Below are 23,230 nucleotides of genomic sequence, written 5' to 3' on the forward strand. Positions count from 1 at the left end.
TCAAACGGAACAAAACCTGGGACACTTCAGTGGTGCTGCTATTGGTGACCATACGAGAAGACCTGTACGCGGTTTTGCTGCGGCCTTCTTCTATACAGCTCTTGGTGTGGTCGCGGCCAATGTATCTATGATTCGGCGTTTTCTTGGCCGGGTGGATCGGGATGAAAAGACTCCGCCTCCTGACTCTGGTAAACCTGTACCGCCGCGCGATCCGGCGCGCGAGAAGGCAAGCCCGAACGCGCCGCCTGCGCGCGAGGCCGCTTAAGACCAACTGAATACTTTTATCCATCTAGCTCGGAAAACCGATATGGGGTTCCGGGCTAGAAGTCGTTTTAGAGGGGGCGAACCATGTTGTGTTCCTTATTAGTCAACGACTGGAACAGAGCGAAAACGACTAAACCCACCGCGGTGAAGCGGTGGGTTTAGCTATGCGGAGCAGTTTCGCAAATGATTTAAGCTAGATTCGCAAAACCGTCTTCCGGTTTGGTCGGACTAACAGGATTTGAACCTGCGACCCCTACACCCCCAGTGTAGTGCGCTACCAAACTGCGCCATAGTCCGCCGTCACATCTCGAGGATGCGACCTGAATAGATTACATCAGTAGTATTCACTGATTCCAATCGCCTGTGTGAGCTGGGTATTGCTTAAAAATCGCCGGTGCTATATACCCACTGACACTGTGTGCGCCGGAACTGTGAGCGCTCACGCTGGGAGCCTGCGGCCGCGCCTTTGTAGAAAGCTTCGAACTCCACGATTCCCGTATCATCGAGCGGGCCGCCGTCGACGGTATCGATGATGTCCAGGCGATAAAAGTGGATACCGTTGTCTTCCAGGTGTAGGCGCTCTGGCCGGGTTTCCGGGTCCCAGGTGCGCAGCAGGTAATCCTCATCGCCGGTCACGAAGGCCGAAAAGCGTGAGCGCATGAGGGCCTCAGCGGTCGGGGCGGGCTTGCCGCCGTGGTACTTGCCGCAGCATTCGCCGAAGCTAAGCCCGAGCCCACAAGGGCAGCGGGCTTCGGGGCACAAGGGGTTGAGCACGATCATGCTTCGACGTCCACGATTTGGGCGGCGCCCAGCAACAGCTCAACAGGAGAGGACTTCGCGGCCTCGAGCAAGGTCGACTTCTGCTGCGCTGAAAGATCGCCCACAAGCTTTATGCGGCGCTCAAACGTCGTGTCCCCCACATACGTGACGTTGACCTGGACGTCGTCGAGCGGCATGCCTTTGGAGGCTTCCTTGATTGTTTGCGTGGTCGAGGCAGCTAGCGCGGACATCAGCAGGCCCTCCGCGGTGAATCCTTGGCCCTTTCCGCCCTGTTTCTTGGGGCGGTCAGCCGTGACGCTGCGCTCATTGTGGCGAACCACCACGCCGAACTTAGTACCGACTGCAGGCTGCGCTTCAGCTGCAGTTTCATCGATGTGGGCTGGTACATTCTCCGGCACGATGAACTGCTCGAACCAAGCGCCAATGAGGTCTGCGGCGCGGGCAGCGGCACCCTGCTTGGTGACGAGGTGGTCTGCCTTGTCCAAGGCCACCAAGGACTTGGGGTAGCGCGTCTTTAAGAAGATGTTCTGGGCATTGTCGATGCCAACGGTTTGGTCGATCGGGGAGTGCAAGATCATCAGCGGCTTGCGCAGCAGGCGCAGGTAATCCTCTGGGTTGGTATCCGCCAAGTCTTCGAGGAAGTGACGGGAGATGGTCAGCGCGCGACCGCCGAGGATGACCTCGACCTCGCCATTTGCGTCAACCTCACCAATCTTGTCGGCGTAGTGCAAAACAGAGTGGGCAGGATCAAATGGTGCGCCGATGGTTGCCACTGCCTTGAGGGAGCGAATACCGCTTGCCGCTGCCAGGGAGGCGGCGCCGCCCAAGGAGTGGCCCATCAGAAGCTGCGGAGCGGAGTAGTTTTCAGCCAGCCAGTTTGCTGCAGCCTGAATATCAGCAACATTTTGGCTGAAGTTGGTCTCACCGAAATTGCCCTCGGACTGGCCGAGGCCCGGGAAATCGAAGCGCAGGGTAGCTACGCCGAAATTGGTGAGCTGCTTAGATACGCGAGCCGCACCGGGAGTGTGGCGCGATCCAGCAAAGCAGTGCGCGAAGATCGCAAAGGCTTGTGGCGCGGAGTCAGGAAAGTCAATGGTACCCGCCATCATGGTTCCAGTGGAGGACGGGAGCTTCACGTTCACAGATTGCATAAAGACTAGGATATAGAGCCGTCTCTACATAGGCCACAGAGGGTTAGCTAGAGTCGGTAGAGTTAAAGATTTACTTAAGAAGCATTCAACAGTAACGGAGACGAACATGGGTGCATTTGGCTGGTTTTGGAAGGCCATGGGTGCGCAGAGCGAGCGGAACGATAAAAAGTCGAAAGCCATCGTGGATAGCTCCGGTGCTGCGACCCAGGAGCTATCCGCGCTTGACGACGCCGCCGTGGCACAATCCGCCCGCGACTCTGTGCGTGAGGGTGAAATCGCAGATAAAGCGCGATTTTTGGCAGCCCTTGCCGTGGCCAGCGAGCGTACGCTTGGCATGCAACCTTTCCACGTTCAGTCCCAAGCGGTGTTGCGCCTGCTTTCCGGAGACGTCATCCAGATGGCCACTGGTGAGGGCAAGACCCTCGTCGGAGCCATGGCCGCAACCGGCTTCGCATTGACCGGTAAGCGCGTCCACCTTGTGACGGTAAACAATTACTTGGCCGATCGGGATGCTGAATGGATGCGCCCGCTAGTCGAATTTTTTGGCCTCACCGTAGACTCCGTGACGGAGAAGAAGGACGCCGCGCAGCGTCGCAAAGCGTATTCCTGCGACATTATTTATGCCCCAGTCAATGAGCTCGGCTTCGACGTGCTGCGCGATAACCAGATCACTAGTCGCGAGCAGACCGTGCAGGCGCGAGCCGACGTCGCTTTGGTAGACGAGGCTGACTCTGTTTTGGTCGACGAGGCTCTGGTTCCGTTGGTACTGGCAGGAAACCGTCCAGGGGAGGCTCCCACGGGTCATATCACCAATGTGGTTTCGCGTCTTCGTGAGGACTTGGACTACGTCATCGCCGAAGATGGCCGTACCGTTGCTTTGACCGATGATGGCGCGGCACGCGTCGAGCGCGAGTTGGGCATTGACTCGCTGTATTCCGAGGACAACATCGGAACGATTCTGGTCAAGGTGAATCTGGCTTTGCACGCCAAGGCCTTGCTGATTCGTGATATCCACTACATCGTTGTAGATGGCAAGTTGCAGCTAATCGACGCCTCCCGCGGCCGCGTTGCTGACTTGCAGCGCTGGCCGGACGGCCTGCAGGCTGCGGTGGAAGCTAAGGAAGGCCTTGAAGTCTCCGAGGGTGGCCGCATCCTCGACACGATCACTCTGCAGGAGCTGATGCGCCGTTACCCGACGGTGTGCGGAATGACCGGCACCGCGGTTGAGGCGACTGACCAGTTGCGTCAGTTCTATGATCTGCGCGTTTCTGTAATCGAGCGCAATAAACAACTGCAGCGTTTCGACGAGGCCGACCGCATTTATGCCACGGTCGAGGAGAAATCGAAGGCTATTGTCGACGAAATCGTGGCCCTTAACGCTACTGGCCAGCCGGTTCTCGTGGGCACGCACGATGTCGCGGAGTCGGAGGATTTAGCCGAGGCACTTCGCGAACGCGGCGTCGAAGTCAGCGTGCTCAATGCCAAGAACGATGCTGAGGAAGCTCGCATCGTCGCCGAAGCCGGCGATATCGCACGCGTGACCGTCTCGACGCAGATGGCCGGCCGCGGTACAGACATCAAGCTGGGCGGCGCTACTGAGGCTGACCGCGAGCAGGTCGCGCAGCTGGGCGGTCTCGCCGTCATCGGTACTTCGCGCCATCGCACCTCCCGCCTGGATAATCAGCTGCGCGGGCGTGCTGGACGCCAAGGAGACCCGGGCCTGTCGCTCTTCTTCGTGTCTTTGGAAGACGACGTCGTCAAGCAAGGCGGGGAGGACGAAGCCCTCTCGGCGCAGCCGGACGAAACTGGCCGTATTGAATCCAAACGCGTGGCAGACTTCGTGGCGCATTGTCAGCGCGTAACCGAAGGCCAGCTGCTGGAAATTCACGCGCAGACTTGGAAGTACAACCAGCTGTTGGCGGATCAACGCGTTATCATCGATGAACGCCGAGCGAAGCTGCTCGACACCGCAAAAGCCTGGGAGGAATTAGCTGAGCGCGCTCCCGAACGTGCCGCGGAGCTTGCCGAACTTCCCGCAGAGGTAAAGGAAAAAGCCGCTCGGGAAATCATGCTCTACCATCTTGACCTAGCGTGGGCCGACCACCTAGAGCTGATGGACGATGTCCGTGAGTCGATTCACCTGCGCGCGATTGCCCGTGAGACACCGATCGACGAATATCACCGTATTGCGGTCCGCGAGTTCAAGGATTTGGCGCAACGTGCCGTGGAGGAGTCGGTGGCTACCTTCAAGTCGGTGGACATTGATGAAAAAGGTGCTCACCTGGAAGATTCGGGGCTTGCCCGCCCGAGTGCCACCTGGACGTATATGGTCTCCGATAATCCCTTGTCTGGCGGAGGAAATTCCGTACTTAAAGGAATCGGTAATATCTTCCGTTAAAGTAATTTATGAAACAAATCTGGTGAGGATGCTCGCGGAAGCGGGCGAATCGCTAATATGGAATAAGTCAACATTAATCCGACACTTCGGAGGTAAAAATGAGCGAGCATACCGGTACGCCGGAACCGCAGGTAGAAACCACTTCTGTATTCCGTGCAGACCTTCTCAAGGAGATGGAAAACGGCGCTGCCGCCGGTAATGACACCTCCGTTGCAGGTGTGGAAAACCTTTCCGAGGGCCAAGCCCTCCTCGTTGTAAAGCGTGGTCCGAATGCAGGTGCCCGCTTCTTGTTGGACCGCCCAACCACCACCGCGGGCCGTCATCCAGAGGCAGACATCTTTTTGGATGATGTCACCGTTTCCCGTCGCCACGCTGAGTTCCGCGTGAACGAGGGCGAGTTTGAGGTCGTCGATGTCGGATCCCTGAACGGCACCTACGTCAACCGCGAGCCGCGTAACTCCCAGGTTCTTCACGTGGGTGACGAGATCCAGATCGGCAAGTTCCGTCTGGTCTTCATCGCCAATCAATAAACACGTTTCGAGTCTTTAGAGAAATTCAAGAGAAGTATAGTGAGCGCAGCACAGTCTAACGCCGCGGCCCTGCGGAAAGGGACCGCTAAGGCAAAAAAAGCTAAGACCATGTCGATCGGCGTCGTCCTGGAACATCTGAATCAGCAATTCCCAGACGTCACCGTGTCGAAGATTCGATTCCTCGAGTCTGAAGGTCTAATCACGCCGCAGCGTACTGCCTCCGGTTACCGTCGTTTCACTCAGGAAGACGTTGATCGCCTTCTCTACATTCTCACCTCTCAGCGTGACAACTACACCCCGCTGAAGGTCATCCGTGAGCAGCTGGAAGCTATGGATTCCGGCCAGGTCACTGCAATCGTTTCTGCTGGCAAGGCAGAAACGTTGCTGAGCCCGGACCAGTTCCGTGCTCCGGTTGTTACGCGTCTTACTGACGCAGAGGTTGCTGATCAGGCAGGCTCCACTGAGGTGGAGGTTGCCGGCCTAGTCAAGATTGGCCTGATTACCCCGGACGCATCGGGGTTCTTCGATGCGGATGACGTCTCCGTAGTATCTGCCGCAGTAGCTCTTAAGGCATTCGGTTTTGAAGAGCGTCAGCTGAAGTCGCTGCGCAACAATGCCCGCCGCCAAGCAGATCTCATCGCGCAGGTTGCCTCCCCGGTGGCCAACTCCAACTCGGATACTGCCGTGCAGAAGGCCGAGGAATTGTCACAGCAGATGACCGCTTTGGTTGTCTCGCTACACGCGACCATGGTCAAGACTGACCTGCGTCACGAATACAACTCCTAGATTTCCCGATTTCGCCGCTAGTGCCTGGTGCTAGCGGCCCACATAAAGCTCTCCGTCACCACGCGGCGGGCAAATGTGGGAGAGTGGAGAGCATGGGAAAAATTAGTCTTGAGTTCCACGGCATTCACGTTATGGAGCCGGAAAGCGAACTATGCGCTCTTATGCGCTGGGTAGAAGGAAATCGCATCCTCCCCGTTTGGCTCTCGCAACTAGAAGGCGCGCGCGTTATGCAGCGCCTCGACGGTTATAGCGAAACCCGCCCCACCACACACGACCTTCTCATCGAGCTCATTGAGCAACTCGGTGGCGTGGGCTCCATTGAGATCGTTAACTATTACGAAGGCACCTTTATGGTCGACATCGTCGATGCGGCGGGTGAGGCGCACGACGCAAAGCTTAGCGATGCTCTGGTGGTTTCGGAACACTTCAATGTACCAATCACTGTAGAAAAAGAGCTGTTGTCTAAAGTGGCCGTCTTTGTCTCGGATGACGATATGGATGCTTACTTTGATTTCCATTTCGATCCGCCCGCCGACGATGCTGGTGAGGAAGTGGCGAAAACGTCCAGCTCAGATAGCTCCGCTTCGGGTAACCCGCAGGCAGATGCTGATTTCGAGGCGATGATGCGCTCGTTGGGCGTCTCTGAAGAGGACTTTTTTGAAACGGAAGATAAAAAAGATTCTAATGACACGCGTGTGACTAATGATGACAATGGGGACGAAGAAGTCTAAAGTAAAGCTAGAGAGTTTGGCCAAGCTTTAGCCTCTAGCCTTGACGGGGTTAGGGGCGTGGCCTTTAATTAAGCCCTAGAGGCTTCCAACAAACCCCATTGGAGTAATTACGTGAGCATCAACGAGAACCTAGACGAGTACAACGCCTCCCACGGAGCAGGCGAGGGCTACGTGCAAGAGTCGCTCTTCGACGTCGGACCGGACGAGGAGCTCGGCTACCGTGTGCCAATTGCCTGCCAGGTAGCCGGCATTACCTATCGTCAGTTGGATTACTGGGCACGCACCAACCTTGTCAACCCGTCCATTCGCAATGCACGTGGCTCCGGCTCCCAGCGTCTGTACTCCTTCAAGGACGTTCTGGTTCTCAAGATTGTCAAGCGTCTGCTCGATACCGGTATTTCCTTGCAGAACATTCGCCTGGCAGTTGAGTCCCTGCGTGACCGTGGCGTTAACGACCTTGCAGAGCTGACCCTCGTCTCCGACGGAACCACTGTTTACGAGTGCCGCTCCAACGATGAGGTCATTGACCTTTTGGCAGGCGGCCAGGGCGTTTTCGGCATCGCGGTCCCGGGCATCCTGAAGGAGCTTTCCGGCACTATCTCTTCCTTCCCGGCAGAGCGCCTGGACGAATTCAAGGACGAGACCGTCATTGGTATCGACGAGCTGGCTGCACGCCGCAACCGTAAGTCCTCCTAGGTCCTAGGCCGCGTAAAGCGGCCTTGCTCCCGTGGGAACCCGCGGGTCAGCTTCAAAACGCTTACAGTCCCCAGCTCGAGCTCACGTGAGTTGGGGACTGTAAGCGTTTTAGCGTTTTCTCTTATCTGTAGAACGGGCTAGTAAGGCACTAGCTCTAGGTGCACCGCAGCCGGATCTCTAAATGGTGAGGACGCGACGTAAAAGCTGTGCCTGATGTATAGCGATGATGTTGGTGTTACGCGACCTCACCATCTGATCCTCACCATTTGGACTTCACCATTTGGACCTCACCATTTGCAGCGAAAGACGGAGACGCTACGGGGGGAGGCCCCGAGGTGGCGTAAGGCCAGCAACGGCGATTAAACTCCTGCGGCTTGATTTAGGGCTTTCTCGAGGGCGGACTGGTCGGCAGGGTCGGTGACTTCGGTGAAGGAATCGGCGGCGTCGTCAAGCACTGCGTCTTTTTCCCCAGGGCCAATATGCACGACGGAAAGCGAGACGTTGTCGCTCTTGGCATCGGCGAGAGCTTGCTGGAAAGTTGGATCATCCATGTCTTGGGCCGTACCGGTGGTAACGAGCAGAACCTTGGCCTTTTGCTCGGTGCCTGCGGCTTGGTCGGCTGCGTTTGCCACCGCTGCGGTCACGGCGCTGCGGGTCTGCGGAACGCCGCCGGTTCCAAACTGCTGCAGGGCAAAGGCCACTGGGGCGGCCTCCCCATAGCCGATGTTCTGGCGGTAGCCCACCGTCGCGGTCTCAGACAGTGGGGAAGAATAGTTCCACAGGCCTACCAAACCAGACTTTTCGCCAAGCGCGTTGGCGGTGTTGCCCAAGGCCTGCGTTACCTGGTTGAAATACGGTGCCAGACCCTCGGAGGTATCGAGGAGAACCAGGGTATTTTCGGCGAACGTGGCAGGCTTATTTTCCTCTGGTTGCTTCTCCGCGGAAGAAGGAGCGCTTTCTGAAGACTCAGGCGCAGAGCTTGCGGCGGCGCTGCTTTCTGCTTGCTCATCGCGCGCGGCAGCATCAGAAATTGCTGCGCCTGATTCCTCGGCTGGCTCTACTGCGGAAGACGCTGCTGCAGTGGCGGTCGAGGCGTCATCGTTGCCGCGGAAAAGGAAATAGGCGCCGACGGCGAGTGCGAGGATCAACGCTGCAAGGAGGGCCAATACCCAGCCTGCCACTGCGAATGTGTTTTTGCCGTTGGAATGTCTTGCCACGAAAGTTCCTTCCACACTGGGGCGGTAATAGCCGTTCTCACAACCGGATATCGAGCCTTAAGGAGGCCACATTAACGGTTGCTAATTGTAGCCGCCATGGCTTCGTCAACAATGGCGACAAGCCGTTGACGCAATGGTTTGGCTTTCTGGGCTAGCCCGCGCTGGCGCTCCACATATTCCGCCTTGCCGGCCGCGGTCTCGATTGGGACCACGCCGAAGCCCCAGCCACGGCAATCATAAGGTGAGGCCTCCATGTCGAGTGTTCTGGCTTCGATGGCAAGTTCCAGCGTTTCGATGAACAGTTCGCCTGGAACCAGCGGGCCGAGTTTCCAGGCCCACTTGTAAAGGTCCATCGTGGCGTGGACGCAGCCGGCCTGGTCGCTGTCTGGTTGGCCCTCACGGGTCAAGACCGTGAGGTTGAGCGGGCGCGCAGGCTCCGTGAAAAATCGGAAAGCATCATAGTGCGTGCAGCGAATGCGATGGGATTCCACTACCTCGTTGGTGCGTTCGGCACCAAGGCGTAGCGGCAGGTTATGGCGCGGTGAGTCCGTCTTGTAGACCATGGCCCACTCATGTAGCCCGAAGCAATCGAACTGAGCCGGATTCGTGGTTGTTTTAGCCATCAGGTTGCGGATATAAGTGATGGAATCGCCCCGCCGTGCCCAGAAGTTTCCCAGGTCAAGGGTTACGCCTTGCTCTGTGCGATGGTAGTCGCGCCATTCCTCATGCGGGATCGTGCCCGGCGTGCCGGCGAGCGTGACGTTAAAGCCAGGGTGCCAACGGCGCAAATGCGAGGGACGCACCGGATAGTACTCGAAGAGGAAGTCATAAACCGGGTGATAGTCACCGGGATGGCGGAACTGGGCTAGCAGCTCGTTGGCGCGGGAGACGTGGGCGTCATGCCGTGTCCGCCACTCCTGCTCAGTCAGCAGCATTAGCGCTGACCACCACCTCGGCGGCGAGAACCACCTGGCTTTCCGTTGCGGGAGCGGTAGCCCTTGCCGTTGCTCGAGGCTCTGCGGTCTGTAGAGTTGCGGCCCGAGCCCTTCTTCGGCTGATTAGGCTTACCCTGCGAGCCTTTCCGGGATCCAACCGGCTTTTTCTTCCCGCCTTGCTGGGAAGATGCATTCTGATTCGGTGGAGGAAGGGGGCTACCGCTTGGCTTACGCGCGCCGGTGATCTTGGCTAGCTCTGGGGCACCGGCGGGGGTGGGGCGATCGCTGAGATCGAGTTCTGCTGCCGCAACGCCGGCCTTCTTGATGAGCTTGGCAACTTCCTCACGCTGTTGGTCCATAACTAGTGTCACCACGGCACCTGATTCGCCGCCGCGCGCGGTACGGCCAGCACGGTGCAGATAAGCCTTGTGCTCAGCTGGTGGGTCAACGTGGACGACAAGGGAAACGTTCGCGATGTCGATGCCTCGGGCAGCGATATCGGTAGCCACGAGCACCGGCACGGATCCGTCGGCGAAGCCCTCAATCGCCTTGGTGCGTGCACCCTGGCCCTTATCGCCGTGCAGTGGAAATGCATTGATGCCCACACGGCGCAGCTTCTTGGCTTGGCGGTCGACGCCATGCTTGGTGCGCATGAACATGATCGTCTTGCCCTCACGTGCGGCGATTCGCACGACGACGTCGTTTCGCGCGTCGCGGTCGCCCACGAATACGAGGTGGTGTTCCATCGTGTCCACGGCAGCCTCAACAGGCGCAGTGGAGTGTGTTACTGGGGAGTGCATGAACTGGCGCACCAGCTTGTCCACGTCTCCGTCCAGCGTGGCAGAAAACAGCAAGCGCTGGCCGTCGGCAGGCGTGAGCTTTAAAAGCTTGCGTACCTGCGGTAGGAAGCCCATGTCCGCCATGTGGTCAGCCTCATCGAGCGCTGTGATGGAGACGTCCTCCAAGGAGAGCTTGCCCTGGTTGATGAGGTCCTGTGCACGGCCCGGCGTGGCCACCAGCAGGTCCACCGGACGAGCCAGCGAACGGATGTGATGATTGATGTTCACGCCGCCGACCACGGAAAGCACGCGCAGGCCCAAGGCATTAGCTGGGTCGTTGAGGCGCTCGTGGATCTGGGTGGCAAGCTCGCGGGTGGGCGCGAGCACTAAGCCGCGTGGCCGGGCAGGCTTCGAGGCGCCGGATTGAGCCAGGCGCGCGAGCATCGGCAGACCAAAGGTGAAGGTCTTGCCTGAGCCTGTAGGACCGCGGCCCAAGACATCTTTGCCAGCGAGCGCATCGGGGATAGCCGCCTGCTGGATGGGAAAAGGTTCGGTGATGCCCTGCTTGTTGAGGACACGCACGATTTCTTGCGGTAAGCCGAGTTCGGCGAAAGTAGTCATTGCCTTAAATCTTAGTGGCCAACGCTTCTTAGACCGCAATCCAGGCAAAGCAAAAGCGCTAGGCATCCTCCGCTGAAGAAGAGAACCTAGCGCTTTGAAAGAAGGCTGAAAAAGCCTTTTTACATCTCAGTCAGGCTGCGGTCGCCGGACCACTCGATGTGGAAGGTGCCTTCCTTGTCCACGCGCTTGAAGGTGTGCGCACCGAAGAAGTCACGCTGACCCTGAATCAGCGCAGCCGGCAGACGCTCAGCGCGTAGGCTGTCGTAGTAGGACAGGGAAGAGGCGAATACCGGCACCGGCAGACCCATCTGGGTTGCGGCAACGACAACGCGACGCCACGGAGCGATGAGTTCGGCGAGCTCGCCCTTGAAGTATGGGTCGAGGATGAGAGCAGGCAGCTGCGGGTTGGTGTCATAAGCCTCGCGGATGCGATCCAGGAACTTCGCGCGGATGATGCAGCCGCCGCGCCAGATGGTGGCAAGATCGCGCGGGTCAACGTCCCAACCGAACTGCTCGGAGCCAGCCTTGATCTCATCGAAGCCCTGCGAGTACGCGATGAGCTTGGAGGCATACAGGGCACGGCGTACGTCCTCGATGAACGCCTGCTTGTCGACATCCGAGGAGATGAGGCCGGCCGGCAGCTCACCGTCTTGCGCAGCTGCGCGCTGAGTAGCAGAAGAAGACAGTGCGCGGGCGAAGACTGCCTCTGCGATGGCGGTGACTGGTACGCCGAGCTCTAGGCCGTTGATGGCGGTCCAGCGGCCAGTGCCCTTTTGGCCGGCGGCGTCCAGGATGACGTCGACAAGCGGCTTGCCCGTTTCTGGATCGTTCTGTGCGAGCACCTCAGCGGTGATCTCAATCAGGTAGGAATCGAGGTCGCCGGAGTTCCATTCCTTGAAGACCTCAGCGATTTCTGCCGGCTCCAAGCCCGCGCCGTAGCGCAGCAGCTGGTATGCCTCGCCGATGACTTGCATGTCGGCGTACTCGATGCCGTTGTGGACCATCTTGACGAAGTGGCCAGCACCATCCGGGCCGATGTGGGTAACGCACGGGGTGCCGTCGACTTCAGCGGCGATGGACTCGAGAATTGGGCCCAGAGTCTCCCAAGATTCAGCCGGACCACCCGGCATAATGGAAGGACCGTTGAGCGCGCCCTCTTCGCCGCCGGAGATGCCCGCACCGACGAAGTGCTTGCCCTTGGCAGCTACTTCCTTCTCACGGCGCATGGTGTCCGTGTAGAGGGCGTTGCCGCCGTCAATGATGATGTCGCCTTCATCCATCGCTTCTGCGAGCTGGTCGATGACTGCATCGGTAGCCTTGCCCGCCTGAACCATGATGATGGCCTTGCGTGGGCGCTCGAGAGAAGCGACGAAGTCCTCGATGGTCTCGGAAGGGATAAAGTTGCCTTCAGAACCGTACGCTTCAATGAGCTTGTGGGTCTTTTCCGGGCTGCGATTGTAGACGGCTACGGTGTTGCCGTTGTGGGCAAAGTTGCGGGCCAGGTTGGAGCCCATAACAGCCAAGCCGACAACGCCGATGTGGGCGAGTTCAGTCTTTTCAGTCATGGGCTCTATCCTACGTCAGAGTTTGCAGCTACTCTGTCATGGCATGAGCCAAGAAAACCCAGACAAGTTTGAACTCATGGCGAAAATGGTCGCCACCGTCCAAGAACGCCCGCTTTCCGCCGAGGAACTCGCGATTTTCAACGCCCACAACCACGGCTTTGGCGAGCTGCTCGGCCTGGACTTTACTTTTGTCTCGAAGGACGAAGTACGTGCCCAGCTTGAGGTCAAGCCTGAGCACCACCAGCCGTGGGGCGTTGCCAACGGCGGCCTTTATTGCTCCATCGCGGAATCCGTGGGCTCCATTGCATCCTTCGTTGCAGCGGCTGCACCGGTCGTTGGAATCAACAACAACACTGACTTCATCCGCTCAGTGTCTGACGGAATTCTGGAAGCCGTGGCAACACCAGTACAGCTGGGTCGGCGCACCCACATCTGGTGCATTGAGATGCGCCAAGCCGGCAAACTCATTGCGCGCACGAACCTGCGCACGATGGTCAACCCATAGTGCTGCGGACCCTAGGGAATGCTGTGTACTCCCTAGGGCGTTTGTTTCAGCCCTAGAGCCAGTGGTTGCGGCGGAACCACCACCACATGACCGCGACCACGAGCACCATGACGCCTAGCGCCATGAAGTAGCCGCCGCCCCAGTGCAGTTCCGGCATGACATCGAAATTCATGCCGTAGATGCCGGCGACCAGGGTAGGGGCAGCCCACATGCCGACCACCGCGGAGATGGTACGCATGTCGCTGTTTTGCTGCATGGTCACCTTGGCAACGGAGGCGTCGATAAGCGAGGTTAAGCGCTCGTCGAAGCCCGCAACCTGGTCCTTGACCACAAGCTCGTGGTCGTTGACGTCGCGCAGGTAGGAACGGATCTGCTTGGAGATGAGATCCTTGTGGTCATTGGTCATGGCCTTTAGCGCTACCGAAAGCGGGTCAATGGCGTGCTTCATCTCCAAGATCTCACGCTTAAACATGTAGATCCTGTCGATGTTGAACTTGGTCTGTGGGGTAAAGACCTCTTCCTCGATCTCATCGATCTCTATTGCGATGAGGCGAACGATCTCGGAGTAGCGGTCCACCAACATATCCAGAATCTTCCAGGCCATGGCTACCGGGCCGAGCTCAACCAAGTCCTGCTCGTCCTGCACGGTGTAGGCGAGATTGGGCAGCTTAGCCGAGTGGCGCACCGTAATGATGAAGTTGTTGCCCAAAATCATCTGGACCTCACCAGTGGAGATGATCTGGCGCTTATCGGCAACCTCATCGTGGTCGCGGTAGTTAACCGAGCGTGCGACGACGAAGAGCTGGTCATCATAGCGCTCCAGCTTGGGACGCTGGTGCGCCTGAACGGCGTCTTCCACAATCAGCTCGTGAATACCGAACTCGGAAGCGACCTTCGTCATCTGGGATTCATAAGGCTCATGCAGACCCACCCAAACGAATCCGCGGCCATATTCCTCGACGGTCCGGAGTGCGGAGTGAGGGGTGAACTCGCCCGGTAGTGCCTCGCCGTCGACGAAGACACGGCAGTGTTCTATCGCGCGCTCAGCTGGAACGGAGAAGGTGCGGGAGGAACTGGGAGGATCGTTTCTCTTGCGTGGCCTAAAGGGCGACGGGACAGACGGCATCGTTTCAGCCTCCTTCACTTCTATAACGTTTGCGCGCCAAAACAGGTTCGGCAGGCAGTTTTACTTAGCGGCTAAATCCTACACTGCTTAGGGCATATACTAGTTTTCATGCCTACCTGGAAAGAAGTAACCGCAGCTAACCCCGCGCACTCGGAGAATTTCGCACGCAAATGGAAGATGCTTGCTGCGCAGGGCAAAGACATCCATGGTGAAGCACGGCTTGCCGACGCCATGGTGGAACGTGGCTCTCGCATCCTCGACGCCGGCTGTGGCACGGGCCGCCTAGGCGGCGAGTTGGTGGGCCGCGGCCACACGGTGGTGGGCGTCGACGTGGACCCGATCCTGATTTCGCATGCCGAGCATGACTTTCCGGATGGCCAGTGGGTAGTCGGCGACTTGTCTGAAGACGAGATTCCCGAAGGCGATTTCGACCTAGCGGTATCTGCAGGTAACGTCATGACCTTCCTGGCAGTAGATGGCCGTGAGGCAGCCCTGCGCAATATCTACAACTCGCTGCATTCCGACGGCCGTTTTGTCGTCGGTTTTGGTGAGGGCCGCGGCTGGGCATTCGATGACTTCCTGACCTTAGCTAAGGAGGTGGGCTTCCGCGTTGATTTCCTTTTCTCCTCGTGGGATATGAAGGTCTTCAAGGAAAGCTCCACCTTCCTGGTGGCGGTTCTCACGCGCCCGGGCGCTGACCTTCTCTAAACGCGCTTGAGTAGCTGATACGAGCTGCTATGAAAGCCCTGCGAGGCGTCGCAGCATATGGCCATGGTCCACCGGGCCGTGGCCTTTTCCTACGTTTAGGGCATCCGCATTGGCAATCGCCTCGTGCAGCCAGGTGGTGGACCATTCCAGAGCCTCTGCTAGATCTTCGCCGGCGCCCAATCGTGCTGCCAGTGCCGAAGACAGTGAGCAGCCGGTGCCGTGGGTGTTCTTGGTCTCTACGCGCGGGCTCGATACCTGCACTAAGACGCCGTCCGCGCTTACAGCAGCGTTTCCTGCATCGCCGGATGGCAGGTGGCCGCCTTTGACGATGACGGCAGTGCCGGTATCAGCAGCCCAGCGCTGGGCGATGACCGTAGCCTCCTCGAAGGTCTGGGCCTGCGGAGTATCTGTGAGCACCGCGAGCTCCTTCAAGTTCGGCGTAATCACGGTGGCCTTGCTGCACAGCTGCCGCACTGCGGCCTCAGCTTGCTCGTCCAAGAGGCGATCGCCACTCGTTGCGACCATGACTGGGTCGAGAACAACCGGCGTGGAAGGTGCTAGCTGGTCTAGAAACTTTTCCACGGAGGCGGTGATATCTGCATTGCCGAGCATGCCGATCTTGACGGCGTCAACCGTGACGTCGTCAAGCACTGCGTCCAACTGGGCCTGTAGGAACTCCAGCGGCGGCGTGTGCACCGAGCGCACGCCCTGCGTATTTTGCGCCACCAGCGCCGTTACCACGGACATGCCATAAGCACCCGCAGCCATAAACGCCTTCAAGTCCGCTTGGACGCCGGCGCCGCCTGTCGGATCGGTGCCCGCAATGGTCAATACGCGCGGCAAACTACCCCGTGGATGAGAATTCTTCACAACTATCCCTTCGCTAGTGCTAACTAAGTGCAGGTTCTAAGGGTCTAATCTCAGCCGCAGGCCTGCGGCACCCCTTGTTGTAGAAGTGAGATTAACAAAGACTGGGAGTGCACGAAGGCGGTTTGCCTAGTTTATCGGCAGGTAGTGCGTTGGAGGCCCCGTCTATTATCACGCAATGTTGCGGAGTTCAGATGCATCGACAAAAGAAGAGTCCAGCTCCCACGGCGTTGTGGGAGCTGGACAATGCATCAACCTAATGCGGACTATGCCCTAGTATTCGGTACTGCAACGTCAGAGATCTTTTGAACAATGACTTTCTGGCCCTTGAATTTGCCGCTCTTCATGATAGCTACGCCATGGCCTGCGTACTTGGCATCGTCAGCGCGCATGTTGGCGCGGTGGCCGCTGGAATTGTGCCAGCTGTTCCAGACGGCTTCGGACACATCATTGGTCATGATGATCGCAATGTTTTCGCGTTCATTGAACTTGGGGTCGTGGTAGAACTGGCCGGTCTCAGCAAGATAGTTTGCCCAATCCTGAGCGCGCTGATCCATCGTGGTGGAGCGCTTTACCGCCGTCAAACCATACTGTGCGCGGTACTTGTTGAGTTCGTTGAAGACGCGGGTTTGATCCGCTGCCACGTCGAAGTTTCCGTTGCTAGGGCTCGTAACCGAGGTATCGCCTGGCTGCGGTGCATTGGAGCTGGAGCCCACTGAACCGCCGGTGAAAATGCCGACGAGAGTCAGGATGAGAGTGAGAAGGCCGGCCAGAATCTGCGGGACCATGTTGAGCAAGGAAGTAGGCATAGAGAACCGTCCTTGTAAGGAGAGAAGGGGTAGATACATTTCTTATACAACCACCCGTCACGCGTCTTCGGGTGTGGTTGCGCAGAAACGAGATCAAGGACACAAAATCCCCCGCACACCAGGTGGTTTGGTGGTTGTGCGGGGGATAGCTGCAACTGCTAGAACAGTGGCTTATTTGGGCTTACTTGTTCTTGTTGATGAAGTTGCGAGCGATGCGCTGCTGCTCGGTGATTTCGAGGTTGCCGCGGTCGCGGGAGATCATGTTCTGGATCCAGTTCACCGCGACGGTGGTGCGGTTGCGGAAGCCAAGGACGTACATGATGTGCAGTCCCATCCAGGAAACCCAAGCCGGGAAGCCGTCGAACTCGGTCTTGCCCATCTTCACAACCGCGTTGAAGCGGGAGATGACGGCCATGGAGCCCTTGTCGAAGTACTCGAATGCCTCGCGCTCGTTGGCGGTGGACTCCTCGTCGACCTTTGCCTTGATGAGCTTGGCCACGTGTGCGCCACCCTGGATCGCAACCTGCGCCACGCCAGGCAGGCGGTTCAGGGAGATCATGTCGCCGACCATGTAGACGTTGGAGTGCTGGCCCACGGTCAGATCATCGTTGACGGAGACACGGCCAGCGCGGTCTGCTTCGACGCCTGCCTGGTCAGCAACCATCTTGCCCAGTGGGGAAGCGGCCACACCAGCGGACCAAATCTTGGTTGCGCCCTCAATGGTGACGACTTCGTCGTTTTTCATGTTCTTGTAAGTGACGGCGTCCTCGGTGACGTCGGTGACCATGGCGTTCAGACGCACATCGACGCCGAGACGTTCCAGGGTGCGCTGCGCCTTGCGGCCCAAGCGCTTGCCGAATGGCGGAAGAACCTGCGGTGCGCCATCAAGCAGGTAGATCTTGGCGCTGGTGGTGCCGTAGTTGGAGTACTGGTCACGCAGAGTGCGGTTAGCCAGCTCGGCGATCTGGCCGGTCAACTCAACACCAGTTGGGCCGGCGCCGACGATGACGAAGGTCAGGAGACGCTCGCGCTCAGCTGGGTCGTCAACGAACTCGGCCTTTTCGAAGGCGGAGACGATTCGGGAACGCAGCTCCAGTGCGTCATCCAGGGTCTTCATACCCGGAGCGAACTCAGCGAAGTGATCGTTGCCGAAGTAGGACTGCCCAGCGCCAGCGGCGACGACGAGGGAATCGTAGGCGAAGGTACGCTGGAAGCCCTCAAGCTCAGCGGTAACGGTCTGGCCTTCCAGATTGATGTCGGTGACTTCGCCGTTGACGAAGTGAGCGTTGGCCTGGTTGCGCAGAAGCTGACGGGTGGAAGGAGCAATCTCGCCGGCGGAAATCATGCCGGTGGCTACCTGGTACAGCATCGGCTGGAAAAGGTGATGGTTCTTCTTATCAATCAGGGTGATCTCAACGTCAGCGTTCTTCAGCTGCTGAACTGCATTGAGGCCGCCGAAGCCGGCGCCGATGACGACTACATGGTGGCGTCCGCCTGCAGGGCGGTAAGGGGTTTCAGCCATAGTGGGGAGATACCTTCCTAAGAAAGCGAAAAATTTTGTACCGAATCAGTCTAAACCCTAGTCACCGTACATGCATACTTTATGTAGGTTAAACAGCTTCTTCTTCGGCATGGCGGCGCATCTAGGTGGGCTTTTCACACTAGGGTTAATTGGAAGCCTTTGTGCACGTAGACGTTTGCCAAGGAGATAACCGGACCAATGGGTGATTTTCCACATCTAGCCACCATCGATGCCAATCAGTGGCCGAGCGTAGCGACGCTTCCGGCGGTGAGCTTTGCACGTTTTAAAGCCCGGCGTGCGGAGGCGGAATTCGCCAAGGCCTGTGATCTCGCGGAGTTGGATCTGGACCCTGAATCTAAGGCAGAGGGCGGACCAGACCTTTCCGTGTTGCACGACGCCCTCTTCATTCGCATCGCAGCCACCGGCTGGCTTGGATTCGCGGAGTCTTATCTGGCGGGCGAGTGGACCACCGCTGACTCTGACAAGCTGGTCAAGGTTTTGCGTGGACTGCTGCGTGCGAATTATCGCCCGAAGGCGCGCGAGCTCGAGGTCGAGCATTCCACCCCGGGTGAGCTACCCGTGGAATTGGTGCGTCTTTATGCCGGTGATGGCTATACCCATTCGGGCGGCATCTTTGCCAGCGGCGTTCCGACGACGGTCCGGGAGGCTGTGCCTAGCTTTAGTCCACAGGCTGGCCGCAAGGAACCTAAGGAGCACTTCGTTGACGTCACTCACGTTAGTGAGCCGACTGCGGTGGACCGCACCGACCTAAAGGATGGCCAAAAGCGTGCTGCGCAATGGCTTCTCGACGCCACGTGCACCGGCGCCGGCACTCATCTGCTGGTTTATCCCGCAGCCGGAATGAATGTGGCTGTCGAAGCAGTCAACAGGCGGGCGACGGTGGACGTGCTGACTGCCGACGCCGAGCAAGTCGAGGACTTCAACGAAACCCTAGTGCTCGAGGGCGCGGCAGATTCGGTACAGATTCAGCAGATCGATGACACCGTGCCGCATCCGAAACAATGGCGTGGTCGCTACGACGCGATCGTCAGCGTGGAAAAGCTAGAGCTGCTTACGCCCGCAGAGCGTAAGCGCTTCGTGGGGATGCTGGATCGCTCTCTGATCCCAGAGGGTAGGGTCGCGCTCACCTCGACTTTCGCTACCGAGACGATGACCCCGGCTGCCCGTTCGGCGTTACAGGTGCTGCGCGCCTATGTCTGGCCCGGTCTGGATTACCCAACGCTCGAGGAAACGCACAAGCTCTTCGACCGCAACTCGAATCTGCGCATCGTCGCGCAGACGCACGTGGGCGGTCACTACGTGGAATCGCTACGCGAGCAGCGCAGCTACTTCGATGGTCATCTACGCGAAGCCGCGGCGGCAGGTTTCGATCCTGTGTTCCGCCGCCTGTGGACTTTCCAGTTTGCGCTGCGCCAGGCTTTGCTGGAGCTCGGCCAGGTGGATGCCGTGCAACTCACGGCCACCCACCGCCACCGTGGTGGCCGCCGTTAAGGCGTGACCACTGGGCGCGAAGCCCGTTCGAGCAGTACCGCGATTGAGTCGTAGGCCTTGCCGGAGATCATCTCTAGGCCCATCTCACAGGTGCGGTTGTCGGAGACGAAGGCATCGAAGTCTTCCGCCTCCAGGCTGGTTCGCTCCTCGCGGGTGGCAGATTCCACCAGCTCCGGGTGCAGCATGACGCGGTCACCAGCGGAGCCGCAACACATGGCGCCCTCTGGCACCTTGGCTTCGCCGCAGAGTCCGGCCAGAGCAACGAGGTCATCGCTGATACCCATGTGGTGGGTAGAACACGTCGGATGGACTGCGATCTTGCCCATAGAGTGCACGATCGGCAGGTGAGGGGCCACTTCATCGCGCAGCCATTCCACAACATCCATGATGCGCAGCTGATCCCACAGTTTTAGCTCGGCGTCGGCAAGCGCCTCTGGCACGTTGTCGAGCAAGCCATGAGTGCAGCTGGCGGCATCGACAATGATCGGCAGCGCGCCTTCGTCGGACCACTGCCATAGATCGCGCACGATCTTGGTGGCTTGGTAGGCAAAACCCTCTTTATAGCCCTTGGATGACCACGGGGTCTGGCGTCAGCATTAGCGCTTCAGTTCTTTACGCCGGAGGCTGCGTTGCCTGGCGTCGTTGCTGCGGTGTGGGCGAACATTACTGGCGCCGTGTTCGCGGCGCTGGTTCGCCGCAAGCCTTTGCCGGGAGAAAGCGGACCCGGAGGTGATGCCGAGACTGTCGGTGAGTCTGACTCTAGTGCACGGAGGGAGGCAGACGAGGTTTCTGTGCCTGCCGGTTAGATGGGAGATTGGCCAGCCCTGTCTGAAATGACATAATGTACATTATCGGACATTTATCGATATGGATAAACAGGATCGCCCGCCATTTTCGCGGTTGGCCGGCATACACTTACACCACCGTTTAAAGTAACTGTGACTTTAAGCGGTGGTGTTTCCGTTACTGGCGTTTGTATGCGTTAAACAATTGGAACCCCGTCAGACATCCCAATAAGACTGCAACGCCGAGCAACAACCACATCTGTTGGATGCCGACGAATATGCCAAAGTCAATCAGTACGACGAGCCTGAACCAGATGATCGGAATCAGATGCTTGGAGTTCATCACTATCTGATTTTCTACTTCTCGAGCGTTACGCGGATATTAACTTCGCCTTCTTCGGCGATCTTTGCGGCGATTAGTTCTGGTGTCTCAATTCCATAATCCAGTCGGTTCACTGGAATGTTGCCGCCCAGGACAATCGTCTTGTCGTCACGGACAACGTCAAAGTCTTCACTAACCTTCTTCGTCTTGTCCTTAATAGTAAGCTCGCCTGTCAGCGTCACCTTGGCCACCGAGCCGTCCTCAGGAACGTTCGACAAGTCAGCGGGCTCCGTCAGCTTGAAGCTGGCCTCCGGGTACTCGCGCGTGATGAAGAGCTTGTCCTTCATATTCTGGTCGCGGACCTTCTTATCCGTGGTCAGGTTGGTCATATCGACAACGATTGTGCCTTCTTCAACCTTTTGGTCCTTGATTACTGCCTGACCTTCAACTTCCTTGGTGGAACCCGAGGTGCGGGTTTTCTCAGCAGGTAGGATTTCGTCGATGCTGAAGCCAACTGAGGTGAAATTATGCGGCGTACCAGCAATAACGTGCCAATTGCCGTCTAGTTCAGTGCTTGCTGGCTTGGTATGTGCGGCGTCGACAGGCTTGGTCTCTACACCACGACCCATGTAGATCGAGTAAAACAGCGGGCCAAGCGCCACCAAGGTTGCAATGAGGATCAGCACCACGAAAATGGAGATGACCAGCTTGCGGTTACGTAGAAGTTTCTGCATTTGTCCTTACCTCAATTCCTCGAGCCGGCGTGCCAGAGTGACAAGCTCCGTGCACAGCTGTTGAAGCTCTTTAGTGTCCGCGCCTTCCTGTGCGGCAATCCCGATGTCCTCTGCGGAGCAACGCAGCTCAAACAGGCCGTCGCGAAGCGCGTCAGCGCGTTCGGGCGTCATGATGACAGCGTCTTTCGGAATCGAGGTTCCAGAGACGTTGTTGCGCTGCTCGTATGCTCGTTGTTTGCAAGATGGGCTGCAGAATTTACGAGGGCGTCCGCGCCCTCCTTGCGGGATCTCCTTGCCGCACCATTGGCATGTGGCTTGGGCGCGGTCGCGGGTAGCTTGACGGATCACCTGATACACCTTAGTCCATTTATCCCGGGGTGGGAACAAACCCGCGGAGCACTTCGTTATACTGTTAGTTTCTTGGGTGATGTATGTCTACCCTTCCAAGCACACTTTATGAAAAGGATGATGTTGCATGGCAGATCGCGTACTCCGTGGTAGCCGCATGGGCGCCGTCAGCTACGAGACGGACCGTGACCACGATCTCGCACCACGCCAGATGGTCAAGTACCGTACCGAAGACGGTGACATCTACGAAGTTCCTTTCGCAGATGATGCGGAAATTCCTGAGGAGTGGATGTGCAAGAACGGTAAGCTTGGCACCCTGATTGAGGGCGAAGGCGTTGAGTCCAAGCCAGCTAAGCCGCCACGCACCCACTGGGATATGCTGCGTGAACGCCGCTCCATTGAGGAGCTGGATGAGCTTCTCAGCGAGCGCATTGAGAACCTGCGCTCCCGCCGTCGTTCTGCCGCTCGCCTGCTCAAGGAACAGCAGGAGAACCAGGGCTAGTGCGGCCTTCCGCAGCGGATGAACGCAGCTAAATAAGATTAAGAAAGCGGCCTGTCAGCTCTCCTAGATGTTAAATCTAAGTGATAAAGGAGAAGCTCACAGGCCGCTTTTGCGGGCTTAGCCCGACGAAGTACTTGGTGTACTACTTGGAGTTGCCGAACTGGTGCTTGAGCAGAGCCTTGACCTCGTCTGCGAAGTCACCGGTCCAGGCAAAGCCTTCCTTGACCTTGGCGCCCAAGCCCGGGATGTTGCTGTGGCGGTAGGTGTAGGATGCGATGTTTCCTACCTCACCGGCGAAATCCTTTACCTGCTCAGAGCGATGCGCGATGCCCCACTTGGTTACCTCCATCAGTGAATCCTTAACGAAGGAGCCGTCAAGCTTAGACTCGCCGTACTCGCGCTCGGTGAAGGTGATTGGCACCTCGCGTACATCCCAGCCATCCTTGACGGCGCGGAAAGCAAGATCTACCTGGAAGATGTAGCCAGCCTTAGACAAGTCTTCGAAGTCGATGGACTCGAGCAGCTCGCGGCTGAATGCGCGGTAGCCTGCAGTCATATCGGACAGGCCTGCGCCCAGAGCCACTGAGATGTAGATATTGCCCAGGCGAGACAGGTACTCGCGGGAAGCCGGCCAGTTGACGGTCTCGCCGCCTGGGATGTAGCGGGAGCCGATTACCAGATCAGCGCCCTTGTCGATCTCAGAGAGCAGCAGGTGCAGTTGCTCCGGTGCGTGAGAGCCGTCAGCGTCCATCTCACAGAGAACCTGGTAGTCGCGCTCTAGACCCCACTTAAAGCCGGCGATATAGGCACCCAGCAGGCCACCTTTCCCCTCACGGTGTAAGACGTGCAGCTTTTCGTCTTCAGCTGCGAGCTTATCTGCTGCTTCACCGGTGCCGTCGGGAGAATTATCGTCAACGATGAGGATGTTGACCTCTGGCGTTGCCTTGCGGACGCGTCCGGTGATTAGCGGAAGGTTTTCGATCTCGTTATAAGTCGGGATGATAACCAAGGTGGAAGCGTGGGTGTTGCTCACGTTT

Annotated in this window: 23 protein-coding genes, 1 tRNA gene, 2 pseudogenes and 1 riboswitch; of the genes and pseudogenes, 11 read left to right on the forward strand and 15 right to left on the reverse strand. The window is 58.2% G+C overall.

All coding sequences use genetic code 11. The features are described from left to right. Nucleotides 1-265: pseudogene (locus tag HMPREF2888_RS12925) on the forward strand (hypothetical protein); the annotation flags it as partial. A 219-nt stretch (nucleotides 266-484) separates the two neighbouring features. Here the strand turns inward: HMPREF2888_RS12925 and HMPREF2888_RS00010 are convergent. From HMPREF2888_RS00010 to HMPREF2888_RS00020, 3 genes are all read right to left on the reverse strand, one after another. Continuing rightward, nucleotides 485-561 (reverse strand) — tRNA-Pro (locus HMPREF2888_RS00010). An 84-nt stretch (nucleotides 562-645) separates the two neighbouring features. Then, the gene (locus tag HMPREF2888_RS00015) at nucleotides 646-1,044 is read right to left on the reverse strand and encodes a YchJ family protein (RefSeq protein ID WP_061922583.1); all 399 of its coding nucleotides are present in this window, start codon (nucleotides 1,042-1,044) and stop codon (nucleotides 646-648) included. Beyond that, nucleotides 1,041-2,195 (reverse strand): bifunctional alpha/beta hydrolase/OsmC family protein, encoded by a 1,155-nt coding sequence (locus tag HMPREF2888_RS00020; protein ID WP_061922580.1) that lies wholly within the window; start codon nucleotides 2,193-2,195, stop codon nucleotides 1,041-1,043. Before HMPREF2888_RS00020 ends, HMPREF2888_RS00015 begins: the two co-directional genes overlap by 4 nt. A 106-nt stretch (nucleotides 2,196-2,301) precedes the next feature. Between HMPREF2888_RS00020 and secA2 the strand changes: the two genes are divergently transcribed. The 5 genes from secA2 to HMPREF2888_RS00045 all read left to right on the forward strand — a co-directional run bounded on the left by secA2 (nucleotide 2,302) and on the right by HMPREF2888_RS00045 (nucleotide 7,336). Then, entirely contained in the window at nucleotides 2,302-4,593 is a 2,292-nt protein-coding gene (secA2, locus tag HMPREF2888_RS00025; protein ID WP_061922575.1) for an accessory Sec system translocase SecA2, read from the forward strand. Between the two features lie 98 nt (nucleotides 4,594-4,691). Continuing rightward, nucleotides 4,692-5,123 carry an oxoglutarate dehydrogenase inhibitor Odhl gene (odhI, locus tag HMPREF2888_RS00030; protein ID WP_061922571.1) on the forward strand — a complete coding sequence of 144 codons (432 nt, stop codon included), beginning with the start codon at nucleotides 4,692-4,694 and terminating at the stop codon, nucleotides 5,121-5,123. Nucleotides 5,124-5,162: 39 nt separating this feature from the next. Further along, a complete protein-coding gene (locus HMPREF2888_RS00035) occupies nucleotides 5,163-5,909 on the forward strand; it encodes a transcriptional regulator FtsR (RefSeq protein WP_061922567.1) in 747 nt (248 codons plus the stop codon). A gap of 92 nt (nucleotides 5,910-6,001) precedes the next feature. Continuing rightward, nucleotides 6,002-6,640, forward strand: coding sequence for a bifunctional nuclease family protein (locus HMPREF2888_RS00040; RefSeq protein ID WP_061922564.1), 639 nt, complete (start codon nucleotides 6,002-6,004; stop codon nucleotides 6,638-6,640). Between the two features lie 117 nt (nucleotides 6,641-6,757). Further along, entirely contained in the window at nucleotides 6,758-7,336 is a 579-nt protein-coding gene (locus HMPREF2888_RS00045; RefSeq protein ID WP_141741042.1) for a MerR family transcriptional regulator, read from the forward strand. Nucleotides 7,337-7,695: 359 nt separating this feature from the next. Here HMPREF2888_RS00045 and HMPREF2888_RS00050 read toward each other — a convergent pair whose 3' ends face one another. The 4 genes from HMPREF2888_RS00050 to gndA form a co-directional block, all read right to left on the reverse strand. Continuing rightward, nucleotides 7,696-8,553, reverse strand: a complete 858-nt coding sequence (locus tag HMPREF2888_RS00050; RefSeq protein WP_061922558.1) for a VWA domain-containing protein — start codon at nucleotides 8,551-8,553, stop codon at nucleotides 7,696-7,698. A 71-nt stretch (nucleotides 8,554-8,624) separates the two neighbouring features. Continuing rightward, entirely contained in the window at nucleotides 8,625-9,488 is an 864-nt protein-coding gene (locus HMPREF2888_RS00055) for a hypothetical protein (protein WP_061922555.1), read from the reverse strand. After that, complete coding sequence (locus HMPREF2888_RS00060) at nucleotides 9,488-10,888, reverse strand: DEAD/DEAH box helicase (protein ID WP_061922552.1); 1,401 nt, start codon at nucleotides 10,886-10,888, stop codon at nucleotides 9,488-9,490. The genes HMPREF2888_RS00055 and HMPREF2888_RS00060 overlap by 1 nt, the downstream gene beginning before the upstream one ends. Before the next feature lie 119 nt (nucleotides 10,889-11,007). Beyond that, nucleotides 11,008-12,453 (reverse strand): NADP-dependent phosphogluconate dehydrogenase, encoded by a 1,446-nt coding sequence (gene gndA / locus HMPREF2888_RS00065; RefSeq protein WP_061922549.1) that lies wholly within the window; start codon nucleotides 12,451-12,453, stop codon nucleotides 11,008-11,010. A gap of 43 nt (nucleotides 12,454-12,496) precedes the next feature. Between gndA and HMPREF2888_RS00070 the strand changes: the two genes are divergently transcribed. Next, nucleotides 12,497-12,958 (forward strand): PaaI family thioesterase, encoded by a 462-nt coding sequence (locus tag HMPREF2888_RS00070; protein WP_235591039.1) that lies wholly within the window; start codon nucleotides 12,497-12,499, stop codon nucleotides 12,956-12,958. A 52-nt stretch (nucleotides 12,959-13,010) separates the two neighbouring features. On the opposite strand, the gene corA is transcribed toward HMPREF2888_RS00070, so the two are convergent. Next, nucleotides 13,011-14,084 (reverse strand): magnesium/cobalt transporter CorA, encoded by a 1,074-nt coding sequence (corA, locus tag HMPREF2888_RS00075; RefSeq protein ID WP_061922546.1) that lies wholly within the window; start codon nucleotides 14,082-14,084, stop codon nucleotides 13,011-13,013. A gap of 108 nt (nucleotides 14,085-14,192) precedes the next feature. Between corA and HMPREF2888_RS00080 the strand changes: the two genes are divergently transcribed. Then, entirely contained in the window at nucleotides 14,193-14,792 is a 600-nt protein-coding gene (locus tag HMPREF2888_RS00080; RefSeq protein WP_061922544.1) for a class I SAM-dependent DNA methyltransferase, read from the forward strand. A gap of 27 nt (nucleotides 14,793-14,819) precedes the next feature. Here the strand turns inward: HMPREF2888_RS00080 and thiD are convergent, their stop codons facing one another. The 3 genes from thiD to HMPREF2888_RS00095 form a co-directional block, all read right to left on the reverse strand. After that, nucleotides 14,820-15,662 (reverse strand): bifunctional hydroxymethylpyrimidine kinase/phosphomethylpyrimidine kinase, encoded by an 843-nt coding sequence (gene thiD, locus HMPREF2888_RS00085; RefSeq protein ID WP_061922540.1) that lies wholly within the window; start codon nucleotides 15,660-15,662, stop codon nucleotides 14,820-14,822. Further along, nucleotides 15,650-15,747, reverse strand: a riboswitch (TPP riboswitch). Its footprint overlaps the gene before it by 13 nt. A gap of 178 nt (nucleotides 15,748-15,925) precedes the next feature. Next, the gene (locus tag HMPREF2888_RS00090) at nucleotides 15,926-16,468 is read right to left on the reverse strand and encodes a CAP domain-containing protein (protein WP_061922537.1); all 543 of its coding nucleotides are present in this window, start codon (nucleotides 16,466-16,468) and stop codon (nucleotides 15,926-15,928) included. A gap of 181 nt (nucleotides 16,469-16,649) precedes the next feature. Next, the gene (locus HMPREF2888_RS00095) at nucleotides 16,650-17,990 is read right to left on the reverse strand and encodes an NAD(P)/FAD-dependent oxidoreductase (RefSeq protein ID WP_061922534.1); all 1,341 of its coding nucleotides are present in this window, start codon (nucleotides 17,988-17,990) and stop codon (nucleotides 16,650-16,652) included. Nucleotides 17,991-18,188: 198 nt separating this feature from the next. On the opposite strand from HMPREF2888_RS00095, the gene HMPREF2888_RS00100 reads away from it, so the two are divergent. Next, nucleotides 18,189-19,502, forward strand: coding sequence for a class I SAM-dependent methyltransferase (locus HMPREF2888_RS00100; RefSeq protein WP_061922531.1), 1,314 nt, complete (start codon nucleotides 18,189-18,191; stop codon nucleotides 19,500-19,502). Here the strand turns inward: HMPREF2888_RS00100 and HMPREF2888_RS12930 are convergent. Continuing rightward, entirely contained in the window at nucleotides 19,499-20,029 is a 531-nt protein-coding gene (locus HMPREF2888_RS12930) for a heterodisulfide reductase-related iron-sulfur binding cluster (protein ID WP_061922528.1), read from the reverse strand. The two genes, HMPREF2888_RS00100 and HMPREF2888_RS12930, sit on opposite strands and share 4 nt — an antisense overlap. 54 nt (nucleotides 20,030-20,083) lie before the next feature. On the opposite strand from HMPREF2888_RS12930, the pseudogene HMPREF2888_RS13025 reads away from it, so the two are divergent. Beyond that, nucleotides 20,084-20,308, forward strand: a pseudogene (locus HMPREF2888_RS13025) (hypothetical protein); the annotation flags it as partial. 336 nt (nucleotides 20,309-20,644) lie between these two features. Here the strand turns inward: HMPREF2888_RS13025 and HMPREF2888_RS00110 are convergent. Together HMPREF2888_RS00110 and HMPREF2888_RS12305 are read right to left on the reverse strand one after the other, a co-directional pair. Continuing rightward, the gene (locus tag HMPREF2888_RS00110; RefSeq protein ID WP_061922525.1) at nucleotides 20,645-21,343 is read right to left on the reverse strand and encodes a YceI family protein; all 699 of its coding nucleotides are present in this window, start codon (nucleotides 21,341-21,343) and stop codon (nucleotides 20,645-20,647) included. A 6-nt stretch (nucleotides 21,344-21,349) separates the two neighbouring features. Then, a complete protein-coding gene (locus HMPREF2888_RS12305) occupies nucleotides 21,350-21,691 on the reverse strand; it encodes a hypothetical protein (RefSeq protein ID WP_235591038.1) in 342 nt (113 codons plus the stop codon). Between the two features lie 127 nt (nucleotides 21,692-21,818). Here HMPREF2888_RS12305 and HMPREF2888_RS00115 point away from each other — a divergent pair, with 127 nt between their 5' ends. Next, nucleotides 21,819-22,193, forward strand: a complete 375-nt coding sequence (locus HMPREF2888_RS00115) for an RNA polymerase-binding protein RbpA (RefSeq protein ID WP_061922522.1) — start codon at nucleotides 21,819-21,821, stop codon at nucleotides 22,191-22,193. Nucleotides 22,194-22,335: 142 nt separating this feature from the next. On the opposite strand, the gene HMPREF2888_RS00120 is transcribed toward HMPREF2888_RS00115, so the two are convergent. Then, nucleotides 22,336-23,226, reverse strand: coding sequence for a polyprenol monophosphomannose synthase (locus HMPREF2888_RS00120; RefSeq protein ID WP_061922519.1), 891 nt, complete (start codon nucleotides 23,224-23,226; stop codon nucleotides 22,336-22,338). Nucleotides 23,227-23,230: the final 4 nt, after the last annotated feature.

The sequence above is a fragment of the Corynebacterium sp. HMSC077D03 genome, from assembly GCF_001808545.1.
GTDB lineage: Bacteria > Actinomycetota > Actinomycetes > Mycobacteriales > Mycobacteriaceae > Corynebacterium > Corynebacterium simulans.